The following is a 14998-nucleotide window of genomic DNA, read 5'->3' on the forward strand; positions in this document are numbered from 1 at the left end:
TCCGGGCGAAGAAAAAACGTTGCGCATGAAGCCGTCGTCCCGGTAAGCGCTGCGCTACCGGGACGGTTTCGGCGGGATTACTCTTCGTGCTCTTCCCACGCCAGGGCGCGTTTCACCGCTTTTTTCCAGCCGCTGTAGCGGTAGTTACGTTCGGTGGTTTCGATCCCCGGACGGAATTCGCGCTCGATCACCGCTTTCTCCTGCAGCTCGTCCAGGTTCTGCCAGAAGCCAACAGCCAGACCGGCCAGGTAAGCCGCCCCCAGCGCCGTGACTTCACGGACTTCCGGGCGCTCGACGCGGGTGCCGAGAATATCGGACTGGAACTGCATCAGGAAGTTGTTGGCGACCGCGCCGCCGTCGACGCGCAGCGCGTGCAGACGGATACCTGAGTCAGCCTGCATCGCCTCCAGCACGTCGCGGGTCTGATAGGCGATAGATTCCAGGGTGGCGCGGATAATGTGGTTAGCATTTACGCCGCGGGTCAGGCCAAAGATCGCGCCGCGAGCATACGGGTCCCAGTACGGTGCGCCGAGGCCGGTAAACGCCGGAACCACGTACACGCCGTTGGTATCCTTCACCTTGGTGGCGAAATATTCGGAATCGAACGCGTCGTTGATAAGCTTCATCTCGTCGCGCAGCCACTGAATAGAGGCGCCGGCCATAAAGACCGCACCCTCCAGGGCATAGTTCACTTCACCGCGCGGGCCGCAGGCGATGGTGGTCAGCAGGCCGTGGGTGGAGGCCACCGCCTTCTCACCGGTATTCATCAGCATAAAGCAGCCGGTGCCGTAGGTATTTTTCGCCATCCCTTCTTTTACGCACAGCTGGCCGAACAGTGCCGCCTGCTGGTCGCCGGCGATACCGGCGATAGGAATACGCGTGCCGCCTTTACCGCCGATGTTGGTCTGGCCGTATATCTCGGAAGATTTGCGCACTTCCGGCAGCATGGCGCGCGGAATATCCAGCGCGTCGAGCATTTTGTCGTCCCAGTCCAGCTCATGGATGTTGAACAGCATGGTGCGCGAGGCGTTGGTGTAGTCGGTGACGTGCACGCGGCCCTGGGTCATTTTCCACACCAGCCAGGTGTCCACGGTGCCGAACAGCAGCTCGCCGCGCTTAGCGCGTTCGCGCGCGCCCTCAACGTGATCGAGGATCCACTTAACCTTGGTGCCGGAGAAGTACGGGTCGACGACCAGGCCGGTGGCCTGACGGATGTACTCTTCCATACCGTCACGCTTGAGCTGCTCGCAGATCTCGGCGGTACGGCGGCACTGCCAGACGATGGCGTTATAAATCGGCTTGCCGGTTTCACGTTCCCAGACGATGGCGGTTTCACGCTGGTTGGTGATGCCGATACCGGCGATCTCGTCGGAGCTGATATCCGCTTTCGCCAGCACTTCAACCAGCGTCGAGCTTTGCGAGGCCCAAATCTCCATCGGGTCGTGTTCAACCCAGCCTGGCTTAGGATAAATTTGTTCAAATTCACGCTGAGAAACGCTGACGATATTGGCATTGTGATCCATCACTACGGCCCGGGAGCTGGTGGTGCCCTGGTCGAGCGCAACGATATATTTTTTGTCGGTCATAGTATGAGTCTCGTAGTCAGATTACAGCGAAGCTTTGTGTTGCGTCGTAGAGGCGGAGGTTGTCTCCTTCTCCTCGACTTCGCAGATGTCGCAAGGCAGGTGGCGGCCAATCAGCTTGCGGTAGCCGAACGCGCCCAGAGCGGCACCAACCACCGGCGCGCACAGCGGCACCAGGAAATAGGGAATATCTTTGCCGCCGGTGAAGGCGACCTCACCCCAGCCAGCAAGCCAGGCGAACGTTTTCGGCCCAAGATCGCGCGCCGGGTTCATCGCAAAGCCGGTCAGCGGTCCCATCGATGCGCCGATCACGGCGATAAGCAGGCCAATCAGCAGCGGCGCCATCGGGCCGCGTGGGATGCCGTTGCCGTCGTCGGTCAGCGCCAGAATCACGCCCATCAGGATAGCGGTTATCACCATCTCTACCGCGAAAGCCTGCATGAAATTGATATGCGGGTTCGGATAAGTGGAGAAAATTCCTGCCAGGTCAAGACTTTCGACGCTACCGCGCACCATATTATGCGAGTGTTCGAAATCGAGGAAAAGATTGTAATAAAGCCCGTAAACTAATGCCGCAGCGCAAAAGGCGCCAGCGAATTGCGCAACGATAAAAGGAACAACTTTACGTCCGTCAAAGCAGGCGAACAGCCACAGCGCGATGGTAACCGCCGGGTTAAGGTGAGCACCGGAGACGCCTGCGGTCAGGTAAATCGCCATCGCGACGCCCAGACCCCAGATGATGCTGATTTCCCATTGACCGAAGCTGGCTCCCGCGACCTTGAGCGCAGCGACGCACCCAACGCCGAAAAAGATCAACAACCCGGTACCGAGGAACTCTGCGATGCACTGGCCTTTTAGTGTTGATGTTTGGCTCATAATCGAATCCTGAAACAAAGTGGTGATTATTGTAAGTATGAAGGTCGTCGTCGACCACGCTGCCATGTAGGCATAGTGTTAATTTATCGTTAACGAACAAAAACGAGAAATATCGAACTCGAAATGTGTGTGCCAGGTCAAGAAAATGAGCGTTTTCGCGCCATAAACGCGTGTTGTAGCACATTAAAGAGCGTTTACGGACGCGTTCCGCTAACCCAATGATTAACAATTGCCGGAGAAGTTCCGGGGACAGGCGCCGAATGAGCCAGGTAAAGGCTGAAAAGTGTTGCCAACCGCAATCTGCGCGGGTTGTCGCTGGACAGGGAAGGCGGGGATTCATACAATCGACTGCATGACCACTGTAGTGCGCTTATTTTCGTTAAGGCGTCAACGCGTATACGAAACGGACGGTTTCTATCAACGCCTTGCAAGTTCAGGAGAGGTATGACGATGTCATTAGAAGTGTTTGAGAAATTAGAGTCAAAAGTACAGCAGGCGATTGATACCATCACGCTGTTGCAGATGGAAATCGAAGAGCTGAAAGAAAAGAACAACACGCTGGCGCAGGAAGTTCAGGGCGCACAGCACAGCCGCGAAGAGCTGGAGCGTGAAAACGGCCAGCTGAGAGAGCAGCAGCAGGGCTGGCAGGATCGTCTGCAGGCGCTGCTGGGCCGCATGGAAGAAGTGTAGCCCTCGCGTCCTCACCCTCTCCTGCTCGGGAGGGGGTTAGCTTTACCCCTTCGTATATTCTCTCAGGTTATAGCCAATCTTTTTTTATTCTTTAATCATTGGTTCGCTTTCTGGCACGCTTAGTTCATCACAACACGACATATAGAGAGCGGTGCGATGAATAAGTGGGGCGTGGGGTTAACTCTGTTGCTGGCATCCGCCAGCGTTCTGGCAAAAGACATTCAGCTATTAAACGTATCTTACGATCCGACGCGCGAGCTGTACGAACAGTACAACAAAGCGTTCAGCGCGCACTGGAAGCAGGAAACCGGCGACAACGTGGTGATTCGTCAGTCCCACGGCGGTTCCGGCAAGCAGGCAACCTCGGTCATTAACGGCATCGAAGCCGACGTCGTTACCCTGGCGCTGGCCTATGACGTCGACGCGATTGCCGAGCGCGGCCGCATTGATAAAAACTGGCTGAAACGCCTGCCGGATAACTCCGCACCCTATACCTCCACCATCGTGTTCCTCGTTCGCAAAGGTAACCCGAAGCAAATTCATGACTGGAACGACCTGATTAAACCGGGTGTGTCGGTCATTACGCCGAACCCGAAAAGCTCCGGCGGCGCGCGCTGGAACTACCTGGCGGCCTGGGGCTACGCCCTGCACCAGAACCACGGTGACCAGGCGAAAGCCCAGGAGTTCGTGAAGGCGCTGTTTAAAAACGTCGAAGTGCTGGATTCCGGCGCCCGTGGCTCAACGAATACCTTCGTTGAACGTGGGATCGGCGATGTGCTGATTGCCTGGGAAAACGAAGCTCTGCTGGCGGCAAACGAGCTGGGTAAAGACAAGTTTGAAATCGTCACCCCGAGCGAATCGATTCTGGCCGAGCCGACCGTTTCGGTCGTGGATAAGGTGGTCGATAAAAAAGGCACCCGCCAGGTGGCAGAAGCCTACCTGAAGTATCTCTACTCTCCGGAAGGCCAGGAGATCGCGGCGAAGAACTACTATCGCCCACGCGACCCGGCCGTTGCCAGCAAATATGCCAGCGAGTTCCCGAAGCTGAAGCTGTTTACTATCGACCAGGAGTTCGGCGGCTGGACCAAAGCTCAGAAGGAGCACTTCTCTAACGGCGGCACCTTCGACCAGATTAGTCAGCGTTAATCTCTCCCCCTCAACGCCCGGTTAAATAACCGGGCGTTTTCATTTGGTCATCAAATTACGCTACTCTTCCGTTTCTGGCTGAGACAGGAAAACATAATGCGAAGAGTACGATACCTTTTATTGGGGCTGCTGGTGGTGCTGGCGGCGATTGCGGCAGGCGGCTGGTACTGGCTGCACTCCGGCAACCCGGACGCGCTGCGGCACATCGTTTTGCAGCAGTGCGTGGTCAATCAGCAGCAGCAGCAAAACCCGGCCCCCTGCGCCGAGGTCAATCTTAAAGGCGGCTACGTCCTGTTTAAAGACCGCAACGGACCGCTGCAGTATCTGCTGATGCCGACGTACCGGATTAACGGCACCGAGAGCCCGCTCCTGCTCAACCCGCAGACGCCAAACTTCTTCTGGCAGGCCTGGCAAGGCCGGGAAATTATGAGCGAACGTCGCGGCTCGCCGATACCCGATAACGCGGTTGCGCTGACGATTAACTCCCGCAGCGGGCGCACGCAGAACCACCTCCATATTCATATCTCCTGCCTGCGCCAGGACGTTCGTGCCCAGCTGGACCGCGAGGCCTCGGCGATTAGCAGCCGCTGGCTGCCGCTGCCGGGCGGTTTGCTCGGCCATGAATACCTGGCGCGCCGGGTGACCGAAGCGGAGCTTGCCCAGCGCAGCCCCTTCCTGATGCTGGCGGAAGAGGTGCCCGAGGCGCGTGAACATATGGGACGCTTCGCGCTGGCGATGGCCGAACAGAGCGACGGTTCGCTGGTGCTGCTGGCAACGGAACGCAATTTGCTGACCCTCAACCGCGCCTCTGCGGAAGAGATTCAGGACCATAGCTGCGCGATCCTCACCTCCCGGTAGTTTTCTCCCCGTCGGCGCCCTGCCGGTATCTTATTGATTCTCATCCCGGTTGCTGCCGGGATGTAGATCCATACGTAAAATTAATGTGAATTCGATCAAAAGATATAAAGGTATACCTTTATATCTTTTCGCGGATCGTTACACTCTCCTCATAGTCATCTTATTGGATGGCTTATCCATAAAAACGTTTTTATTTCACGTAGTGACATCATCAATTGTTCGACTGATTTGCGCTTTTGAGCGTAAAGGAATTTCAACATGAAACTTTCTATCGTGGAAAAAATCGGCTTTGGTGCAGGGGATATGGCGATAAACGTTGTCATTATTGCTATGCAGCTGCTCCTTGCTTATTTCTATACCGACATCTACGGCCTGAGCGCCGCGGATGTCGGCGTGCTGTTTGTGGTCGTACGGTTGATCGATGCCATTATCGATCCGGCAATGGGGATCCTGACCGATAAGTTCAATACCCGCTGGGGACGCTATCGTCCGTGGCTGCTGTGGTTTGCCGTGCCTTTTGGCTTTGCCGTCTATTTGATGTTTATCACCCCCGATATGGCGTATATGGCCAAGCTGGCGTGGGCCTACGGCACCTATATTCTGATGACGCTGGTCTATACCGCCATCACCATTCCCTACATTTCGATGATTGGCGTGATTACCGACGACCCCGTTGAACGCCTGAGCGCCAACGGCTATCGCTTTGTGATGACCAAGATTGCCGCGTTCCTGGTGACCATCGTGGTGCCGATGCTCGCCGTCTGGCTGGGGCAGGGCAACAAGGCGCTGGGCTACCAGTTTTCGATGGGGCTGATGGGCGCCATGGGCGCGCTGCTGTTTATCTTCTGCTTCCTCACCACCCGCGAACGCAGCGTCCCGGAAATTACCTCTCTCCCGGTCGGCAAGCAGTTTAAGTATCTGCTGCGTAACGATCAGTGGCTTATTCTCGGCGCGGTGATTTTACTCCTGATGTGCGGCTACGTGATCCGCGGCTCGGTCGCCGCCTACTACGCGAAATACTTCCTGAACGGCGGCGATAGCCTGATTTCGCCCTTCCTGACTACCGGCGTGGTCGCCTCGATTCTGGCGATGATCGCCACCACCTGGGTCACCCGCTTCTGGGACAAAATCAAGATGTTCCGCTATACCCAGCTTGTCACCTTCGTCCTCAGCGCGCTGATGTATTTCTGCGTCGGCCGCGAAAATCTCGTGCTGGCGTTTGCCTTCTATTTCCTCATCAACTTCTTCTGCGACATGCAAATGCCGGTGTTCTGGTCATCTATCGCCGAGGCAGTGGATTACGGGGAAAAGAAAACCGGACTGCGCGTCTCCGGCCTCGCGTTTGGCGGCATTCTCTTCTTCCAGAAGTTCGGCATGGGGGTGGCGGGCGGCGTGCTGGGCTTCCTGCTGAGCCATTTTGGCTATCAGGCCGACGTTGAGCAGAGCGCCCGTTCGCTGACCGGCATTGCGCTGATGATGACGTTAATCCCGGCGCTGTTCCATCTGGCGGTGGGCCTGCTGATGAAAAAATACCTGATCAATAACCACTACTACCGCGACATTCAGCATCAGCTGGCGCAGCGGCAGGCATAAGGAGGCGCAGATGAACGCCATGAATAAGGTCTGGGTTATCGGCGATGCTTCCGTCGATCTGGTTGCCGAAAAGCAGGACAGCTACCTGAAGTGCCCCGGCGGCGCCTCGGCGAACGTTAGCGTCTGCGTCGCCAGGCTGGGAGGGCGGTGCGGCTTTATCGGCTGCCTCGGGGACGATGATGCGGGGCGTTTCCTGCGCCAGGTTTTTCAGGATAACGCCGTGGATGTTTCATACCTGAGGCACGATGCGGCGCTCACCAGCGCGGTGCTGATCGTCAACCTGGCATCCGACGGGGAGCGCAGCTTCACCTATCTGGTGCACCCGGGGGCCGATACCTTCGTGTCGCCGGCGGATCTACCGACGTTCCGCCCGCACGAGTGGTTTTACTTCAGCTCGATAGGGCTAACGGACCAGCCGGCGCGGGAGGCGTGCCTGGAAGGGGCGAAAAGAGCGCGTGAGGCCGGCGGCTACGTGCTGTTCGACGTCAATTTACGCAGCAAGATGTGGCGCGATGCCGGCGAAATTCCCGCCCTGATCGCCCGTTCCGCCGCGCTCGCCTCAATCTGCAAGGTCTCCGCCGACGAGCTCTGCCAGCTGAGCGGCGCCGCCCGCTGGCAGGATGCCCGCTACTACCTGCGCGATCTGGGCTGCGACACCACCGTGATCTCATTAGGCGCCGAGGGCGCGCTGCTGGTGAGCCCCGAGAGCGAGCAGTGGTTCCCCGCTCCCCGCGTCGAGGTCGTCGATACCACCGGCGCCGGCGACGCTTTTGTCGGCGGTCTGCTCTACACCCTCTCGCAGGCCGAGCGCTGGGACCCCGCGCTGCTGACCACCGCTATTCGGCAGGCTAACGCCTGCGGCGCGATGGCGGTAACGGCCAAAGGGGCGATGACCGCGCTGCCGTTCCCCGAGCAGCTAAACACTTTTCTCTCCAGCCACGCGCTGGAACAAGCCATGACCGTGAAATAAGGAGTCATCATGCACGTTGAGCAAAACAAAATACTGGGATGCCTGGTGGGCGCCGCCGCGGCGGACGCGATGGGCGCGGCGACGGAAGTGCGCACTCAGCAGCAAATAAAGGACTATTTTGGCGGCTGGGTCACCACCTTTCAGAAGCCGCCCGCCGACACCTTTGGCCGCTGCAACGAGGCCGGGATGTGCACCGATGATTTTATCCAGGCGAAGTACATTATGGACGCCCTGCTGCGCCATCGGCGGGAGGTCAGCGACGAGGCGATGCGCGAGGCGTTCCAGCAGTGGCTGGCTTACCCCTACTACGCCAACTTTACCGGCCCCACCACCCGGGCGGCGATGAAGGCGATATTTAACGATAACCGCGCCTCTTTGCAGGGCGAGCTGGAGGGCGAAAAGCAGTCCGTACAGATTATTAATAAGGGCAACGCCGAGGCGACGAACGGCGCGGCAATGAAGATTTGGCCCGCGGCGGTGCTGCATCCCGGCAATCTTGACGCGGCGATTGACTGCGCGCTGCAGATTTGTCGCTTCACGCATAACAACGTGCTGGCAATGTCCGGTGCGGCGGCAATGGCCGCGGCCACCAGCGAGGCGCTAAGGGCGCAGACCGATGCCGACAGCATTATCGCGGCGGGGGTTTACGGCGCGCAGCGGGGCTATCTGCTGGCCGAGGAGCGGGGCGCGATGATGGTCGCCGGGCCGTCCGTCGCCCGGCGCATCGAGCTGGCCGTGGCGATCGGCAAGCGGCATCGTCATTGGGAAACGGCGGTGGTGGAGCTGGCCGACATCATCGGCAGCGGGCTGCACGTCAGCGAAGCCGTACCGGCGGCTTTCGGCCTGTTCGCGTGTTGTCCGAATTCTGCCGTAGATGCTATTATCTCCGGCGTTAATATCGGCAATGATACTGATACCGTCGCCACCATGGTTGGGGCGATCTCCGGCGCATTCCATGGCGTGGACGCTCTTCCCGCCGATTATTTAACGACCGTGGATCGTATGAATCATTTCGATTTGGCAGAACTGGCCAGACAGATCGCAGGGTAGCGAATTCACCCTGCCGGGGACGGTAACGCGTCCCCTGCTGGCGAAGACGTGAGGTGCGTAGTTTGCAGGTTGATAAAACGAGCTTTACCCCGCTTTATAAGCAACTATTTTTTATCATCTGTCAGCGGATCCAGAACGGCTCTTTGCCTTTAGGCAGCCAGCTGCCGACGCAAAAGGAGCTGGCCCGGGAGTATCACGTCTCGCTGATCGTGGTGAAGCAGGCCTGGAGCGAGCTTATCAACGCGGGGATTATCTCCTCGCAGCGCGGGAGCGGTTCGGTGGTTTGCGCCGTGCCGGAAGGGGTCAACTACGGCCATACCTTTCGCGGAATTACCCGCGATTTACGGGATGCCAGCGTCGCCGTTGAAAACCGCATCCTCGACATTGCGCCGCGTCGGGCGCGCGACGCTCAGGCCGATGGTCTGAGCCTGCCCGCGCATCAGCACTATCTTTTTATCTCACGCATTCGCTACCTCAATAATCGCCCGTTTAACCATGAGAAGATTTATCTCGATCTGAGCTTCTTTCCCGGTCTTGAACTCACGGCCGAGGCGTTGGAGCACACCTCGCTGTATTCGCTGCTCAACGTCACCAGCGACTCGGCGATTGAAAAAGTGGACGCCATTTTGCCGTCTGCGGAGCTGTGCGAGAAGCTGCAGGTTGCCGCCAACAAGCCGCTGCTTTCCGTGGCGCGACAGACGTTTCAGGCCGGGCGGGATATCCCCTTCGAATACTGCCGCTATTACGTGCTGTCGGAATATTTCGGCGAAATTCACTACCACTAGCCGCGCGCTGCGCCGTGCGATAGCTCACAGCGTAGCCAGGCGGCCGATAACCCCACCATATCTGGCATTTACCTGCCCGACCCGGCGTCGTATTCTTGCTGAAAAAAACGACAGGAGACAGGTATGTCGCTCTGGCTTTCTCACCCTCTGTTCCTTCCCTCCCTGATTGTCGGCATTACCATCCTGCTGTGGGCGACCTCCCTGCTGCCGGAATTTATTACCGCGCTGCTGTTTTTCGCCGCGGCGATGATGGCAAAAATAGCGCCGCCGGAGGTTATCTTTGGCGGCTTCGCGTCATCGGCGTTCTGGCTGGTGTTCAGCGGCTTTGTCCTCGGGATCGCGATTCGTAAAACCGGCCTGGCGGACAGGGCGGCGCAGGCGCTGTCGGCCAGGCTGACGGACTCCTGGCCGCTGATGGTGGGCAGCGTGGTGCTGCTCAGCTATGCCCTGGCCTTCGTGATGCCCTCTAATATGGGGCGCATCGCGCTGCTGATGCCGATCGTCGCGGCGATGGCGAAGCGTGCCGGGATTGAGGACGGCACCCGCGCCTGGTACGGACTGGCGCTGGCGGTCGGCTTCGGCACCTTCCAGCTTTCGGCGACGATCCTGCCCGCCAACGTGCCAAATTTAGTGATGAGCGGCGCGGCGGAGGGGTCGTACGGTATTCACCTCAACTATCTGCCGTATTTGCTGCTGCACACGCCGGTGCTGGGCTGGCTGAAGGGCGCGGCGCTGGTGGTGCTGATTTGCTGGCTGTTTCCCGGCAGGCCGCATCCGCCGCGGGAGCGGACGCTGCTGCCGCCGATGAGCCGGGATGAGAAGCGCCTCTCCTGGCTGCTGGCGGTGGTATTGAGCCTCTGGGTGAGCGAGAGCTGGCACGGGATTGGTCCCGCCTGGACGGGGCTGGCGGCGGCGGTGATTACGCTGCTGCCGCGGGTGGGGTTTATCAGCGGGGAAGAGTTCTCCACGGGGGTGAACATTCGCACCTGTATTTACGTCGCCGGGATCCTCGGGCTGGCGATTACCGTCACGCAGACCGGGATTGGCGGCGTGGTCGGCAACGCTTTGCTGCACGTGATGCCGCTCGATAAAGAGAGTCCTTTTACCAGCTTCCTTGCCCTCACCGGGATCACCAGCGCCCTCAACTTTATTATGACCGCCAACGGCGTACCCGCGCTGTACACCACCTTCGCGCAGAGCTTTGCCGACGCCACCGGCTTCCCGCTGCTGAGCGTGATTATGATTCAGGTCCTGGGCTATTCGACGCCGCTGCTGCCGTATCAGGCATCGCCTATCGTGGTGGCGATGGCGCTGGGCAAAGTTCCGGCGCGGTCGGGGATGCTGCTATGCATTGCGCTGGCGGCGGTCAGCTATCTGCTGCTGCTGCCGCTGAACTACGGGTGGTATCAGCTGCTGGGGAAACTATAAAAAAACCCGGCTAGCGCTACGCTAAGCCGGGCTGCGGATCCATCTCGCCGGGTGACCGGCGTATTGAATTACGCTTTTTTCGCTGCTTCTGCTGCTTTAACGATGACCGCGAAAGCGTCTGCTTTCAGCGATGCGCCGCCAACCAGCGCGCCGTCGATGTCCGGCTGGGTGAACAGCTCTGCGGCGTTAGATGCGTTAACGGAACCGCCGTACTGAATGATGACCTGCTCGGCCACTTTGGCGTCCGCTTTAGCAATGTGGTCACGGATGAATTTGTGCACGGCCTGAGCCTGAGCCGGGGTAGCGGATTTGCCGGTACCGATAGCCCATACTGGCTCATAAGCGATAACTACGCCTTCGAATGCCGCTGCGCCCTGAGTTTTCAGCACTGCGTCAATCTGACGTGCGCAAACTTCTTCCGTTTTGCCCGCTTCGTTTTCCGCTTCGGTTTCACCGATGCACAGAACCGGGATCAGACCCTGCTCTTTCAGGACGGCGAATTTCTTCGCGATAAATTCGTCAGACTCTTTGTGGTAAGTACGACGCTCAGAGTGGCCGATGATGATGTATTCAGCGCCGACATCTTTCAGCATCTGGGCAGAGGTTTCACCGGTGAATGCGCCGGACTGGTTCAGGTCAACGTTCTGCGCGCCCAGGTGAATATGGCTGCCTTCTGCCGCATGCTTAGCCAGATCGATATACATTTCCGGCGGAGCGATAGCAACAGCACAGCCGGTCACGCCGGCCAGTTCGGTACGCAGGTTAGCCACCAGCTCGTTTACCATGTGGCGGCTGCCGTTCAGTTTCCAGTTACCCATCACTAAAGGATGTCGCATTTTAATTCTCCACGCTATAAGCGAATTAAGGAATATAGCCGCCCCTGGGGGCAGCATGGTCTGTCAAACAGTATAGAGTTTCGTCGTTGGAAAGGCTTTGCTTTTTGTCATTTATTATTGCTCTCCAGCGTTTCAGATAGCGCTAGCTTAATCGGTTCAACAGCGAAGGTAAGCCCCTTTTCGCCGTTGTCTGCTACCACATAGCGGATGGCGCCTTCGGTTTCGGCGAAGTAGCGTTTCCCTTTGCCCGCGGCGAGCAGTTTTTGCAGCTTTTGCCCGCTTTGCGCCGGGCTTAATGTCGGGACGAAGGTGCGCAGAACGGCGCTCATATACTCCTGCGCTTTCGCCTTTGCCGCCTTCTGCTCCGGCCCCTGAACGGGGAGCCAGGTCACCTGCATCGATTTGATTTTGAGCGTGCCGCGCTCCAGGGCGGTGGAGGCGTACAGGTTTTCGTTAATCTTGCTTGCCGCCCGGGTCAGGTTAGCCCGGTCGCGGCTGGAGCTAATTGCGTGAAATTCGTTGAGCTGCAGTTTGGGGTTATCGGCGTTGAATTTTTCCCGAAACTCGCTGATGGAGATATCAAAGACCGGCGCGCCGGAGAGCAGATAGGGCGCCGCGGAGGATGATTCTGGCTCGGCGGACAGCGCCTTATGGCCGACAGATAACGCTGTCAGCCCAATCAAACATAAGGTTGCCCACTTCTTCATACCCGTCCTTCCTTTTTTTGCCTGCTGACGATTAAAACGGGAACCGTCGCGCTTGTCAAAAAGTCACCGCTTCAGGGTAAACTACGCGAATGATGATGATAAGGAATAAAACATGACCCTACAGCAGTGGATGTTCTCAATTAAAGGGCGTATTGGACGCCGTGATTTCTGGATTTGGATTGTTATCTGGATATTGACCATGAGCGCGCTGTTCACCCTGGCCGGGTCAAATTTGCTGAATCTACAGACCGCGGCCTTTATGCTGGTTTGCCTGCTCTGGCCAACGGCGGCGGTGACCATCAAACGGCTGCACGATCGCGGCAGGTCGGGTATCTGGGCGCTGCTGATGGTTCTGGCGTGGATGCTGCTGGCGGGGAACTGGGCGGTGCTCCCGGGGGCCTGGCAGTGGGTTGTCGGCCGCTTTGTGCCGACGCTGATTATGGTGATGATGCTGATCGACCTGGGAGCGTTCGTCGGCACCCAGGGCGAAAATAAATTTGGTAAAGAGACGCAGGACGTTCGCTGGAAGGCGGAGTCCTGATCACCAGTAGTGTTCGGCTGTCATATGGCCCGGCCGGCGGCGCAGATGCTTGCTCATCTGCCGGGTCTCCTTCAGCAGCTGCTGGGTATCCCGCACCATCTGCGGGTTGCCGCAGAGCATCACGTGGCTATTGTCAGCGTTCATCGCCAGGCCAACCGCCTCTTCCAGAGCGCCGGTTTCGATCAGGAACGGAATACGCCCCGTTAGCATGCCCGGTACGGTTTCCCGACTGACCACCGACTGGATACGCAGCTTGCCCTTATATTTTTCCTCCAGCGCCTGCATTTGCGGCAGATAGCTAAGATCGGCGGCATAGCGCGCGGCGTGGACCAGCACCAGGTTTTTAAAGCGCTCCAGGTCCTTGCCTTCTTCCAGAATCGACAGGTACGGGCCAATTGCCGTGCCGGTGGCCAGCATCCACAGGGTATCGCAATCCGGCACTTCTTCGAGCACGAAGAAACCGGCGGCCTCGCTGACGATCTGCACGTCATCGCCAGGCTGCAGCGCGGCCAGCCGTGGGCTGAGTTTGCCCTCCGGAACCGTCACCAGGTAGAATTCAAGATCGGGATTGCTCGGGGCGTTAACGTAGGAGTAGGCGCGCTGCACGCGCTCGCCGTCAACATCCAGGCCCAGTTTGGCAAACTGCCCGGCGGTAAACGGATGAACAGGGGCCCGTACGTGCAAACTAAACAGCGCGTCGGTCCAGTATTCTACTTTTGTTACTTTGCCGCTAATCCAGTCCGCCATGATCTTCTCCCGTTGCGAAGCGTTGCCCTATCTTCGTTGCAGACGACAAAGATTTCCAGCCCAACGGGGCCGGAAAGCTCTATTGATCAAATATTAGCGCCTGCTTCAGCCTGCCCGCAGGCCGAAGGGCTTACAGGATATGCAGCTGGATATCCGGATCTTTACGATCGAGATAGTGAATGGACTGGATACGGCGGATGGTGCGTGATTTTCCGCGGATCAGCAGCGTCTCGGTGGTGGCCATATTGCCCTTGCGGGTGATGCCGTCCAGCAGGTCGCCTTTGGTGATCCCGGTGGCGGAAAAGACCACGTTATCGCTGCGCGCCATCTCGTCGAGGCGCAGCACGATGCCGGCCTCAATGCCCATCTCTTTACAGCGCGCCAGCTCGTTCTCGCCGATCCGGCGGTTCTCTTCGCTGTCGCCCTTGACGTGGTGGCGGGCCAGCAGGCGGCCCTGCATATCGCCGTCCAGCGCCCGGATCACCGCGGCGGAAACCACGCCTTCCGGGGCACCGCCGATACCGTACAGGACGTCAACTTCGCTATCCGGCATGCAGGTCAGAATAGAGGCCGCCACGTCGCCGTCTGGGATGGCGAAGACGCGCACGCCCAGCTGCTGCAGCTCGGCAATCACCGCATCATGGCGCGGCTTGGCAAGCACGGTCACCGTCAGCTCGCCGAGCGGCTTATTCAGCGCGCTCGCCACGTTACGCAGGTTCTCCGCCAGCGGCAGATTGAGGTCAATCGCCCCTTTCGCCCCCGGACCGACAATCAGCTTTTCCATGTACATATCCGGCGCATTCAGGAAGCAGCCCTTATCGCCCACCGCCATGACGGCCAGCGCGTTCGCCTGGCCCATCGCCGTCATCCGCGTGCCCTCGATCGGGTCGACGGCGATATCCACCGCGTCGCCGCTGCCGGTGCCAACCTTCTCGCCGATGTAGAGCATCGGCGCTTCATCGATTTCACCTTCGCCGATGACGATAGTGCCGTCGATATTAATCAGGTTGAGCATAATGCGCATGGCGTTAACCGCGGCGCCGTCGGCGATGTTTTTATCGCCGCGGCCCAGCCACTTGTAGCCCGCCAGCGCGGCGGCTTCGGTAACACGCGAAAATTCGATGGCCAGTTCTCGTTTCATAATTCACTCGTTCTGAAGGAAAATTGCGCGCGGCGCCGCCTGCTCCT

The 14998-nt window shown here is 58.6% G+C and carries 15 protein-coding genes; 9 read left to right on the forward strand and 6 right to left on the reverse strand.

Annotated features, from left to right (window positions below):
- Positions 1–77 precede the first annotated feature (77 nt).
- Entirely contained in the window at positions 78–1586 is a 1509-nt protein-coding gene (gene glpK, locus MMW58_RS00415) for a glycerol kinase GlpK (protein WP_045853815.1), read from the reverse strand.
- A 21-nt stretch (positions 1587–1607) separates the two neighbouring features.
- The gene (locus tag MMW58_RS00420; protein ID WP_045853816.1) at positions 1608–2459 is read right to left on the reverse strand and encodes an MIP/aquaporin family protein; all 852 of its coding nucleotides are present in this window, start codon (positions 2457–2459) and stop codon (positions 1608–1610) included.
- A gap of 444 nt (positions 2460–2903) precedes the next feature.
- Between MMW58_RS00420 and zapB the strand changes: the two genes are divergently transcribed.
- From zapB to MMW58_RS00460, 8 genes are all read left to right on the forward strand, one after another.
- Positions 2904–3149 (forward strand): septal ring assembly protein ZapB, encoded by a 246-nt coding sequence (gene zapB / locus MMW58_RS00425; RefSeq protein ID WP_095102595.1) that lies wholly within the window; start codon positions 2904–2906, stop codon positions 3147–3149.
- Positions 3150–3305: 156 nt separating this feature from the next.
- On the forward strand, positions 3306–4295 hold the full coding sequence (locus tag MMW58_RS00430) for a sulfate ABC transporter substrate-binding protein (RefSeq protein ID WP_045853817.1): 990 nt from the start codon (positions 3306–3308) through the stop codon (positions 4293–4295).
- 96 nt (positions 4296–4391) lie between these two features.
- Positions 4392–5153 (forward strand): CDP-diacylglycerol diphosphatase, encoded by a 762-nt coding sequence (locus tag MMW58_RS00435; protein WP_159236629.1) that lies wholly within the window; start codon positions 4392–4394, stop codon positions 5151–5153.
- A gap of 258 nt (positions 5154–5411) precedes the next feature.
- Complete coding sequence (locus MMW58_RS00440; RefSeq protein WP_133600200.1) at positions 5412–6746, forward strand: MFS transporter; 1335 nt, start codon at positions 5412–5414, stop codon at positions 6744–6746.
- A 10-nt stretch (positions 6747–6756) separates the two neighbouring features.
- On the forward strand, positions 6757–7716 hold the full coding sequence (locus MMW58_RS00445) for an aminoimidazole riboside kinase (protein ID WP_241722583.1): 960 nt from the start codon (positions 6757–6759) through the stop codon (positions 7714–7716).
- 9 nt (positions 7717–7725) lie between these two features.
- Positions 7726–8766: an ADP-ribosylglycohydrolase family protein gene (locus MMW58_RS00450; protein ID WP_041143245.1), complete on the forward strand. Its 1041-nt coding sequence runs from the start codon at positions 7726–7728 to the stop codon at positions 8764–8766.
- Positions 8767–8828: 62 nt separating this feature from the next.
- A complete protein-coding gene (locus MMW58_RS00455; RefSeq protein ID WP_241722584.1) occupies positions 8829–9551 on the forward strand; it encodes a GntR family transcriptional regulator in 723 nt (240 codons plus the stop codon).
- Positions 9552–9674: 123 nt separating this feature from the next.
- Entirely contained in the window at positions 9675–10979 is a 1305-nt protein-coding gene (locus MMW58_RS00460) for an SLC13 family permease (protein WP_133600197.1), read from the forward strand.
- Between the two features lie 68 nt (positions 10980–11047).
- Here the strand turns inward: MMW58_RS00460 and tpiA are convergent, their stop codons facing one another.
- Together tpiA and MMW58_RS00470 are read right to left on the reverse strand one after the other, a co-directional pair.
- Entirely contained in the window at positions 11048–11815 is a 768-nt protein-coding gene (tpiA, locus tag MMW58_RS00465; RefSeq protein WP_041143242.1) for a triose-phosphate isomerase, read from the reverse strand.
- A 107-nt stretch (positions 11816–11922) separates the two neighbouring features.
- Positions 11923–12522 (reverse strand): DUF1454 family protein, encoded by a 600-nt coding sequence (locus tag MMW58_RS00470; protein WP_241722585.1) that lies wholly within the window; start codon positions 12520–12522, stop codon positions 11923–11925.
- Positions 12523–12634: 112 nt separating this feature from the next.
- On the opposite strand from MMW58_RS00470, the gene MMW58_RS00475 reads away from it, so the two are divergent.
- A complete protein-coding gene (locus MMW58_RS00475; RefSeq protein WP_095102606.1) occupies positions 12635–13063 on the forward strand; it encodes a DUF805 domain-containing protein in 429 nt (142 codons plus the stop codon).
- On the opposite strand, the gene fpr is transcribed toward MMW58_RS00475, so the two are convergent.
- Together fpr and glpX are read right to left on the reverse strand one after the other, a co-directional pair.
- On the reverse strand, positions 13064–13810 hold the full coding sequence (fpr, locus tag MMW58_RS00480) for a ferredoxin--NADP(+) reductase (protein WP_241722586.1): 747 nt from the start codon (positions 13808–13810) through the stop codon (positions 13064–13066).
- A 130-nt stretch (positions 13811–13940) separates the two neighbouring features.
- Positions 13941–14951, reverse strand: coding sequence for a class II fructose-bisphosphatase (glpX, locus tag MMW58_RS00485; RefSeq protein ID WP_159236626.1), 1011 nt, complete (start codon positions 14949–14951; stop codon positions 13941–13943).
- Positions 14952–14998 lie beyond the last annotated feature (47 nt).

Origin of the sequence: Klebsiella sp. HC6 (assembly GCF_022605325.1) — a bacterium.
GTDB classification, from domain to species: domain Bacteria; phylum Pseudomonadota; class Gammaproteobacteria; order Enterobacterales; family Enterobacteriaceae; genus Klebsiella; species Klebsiella terrigena.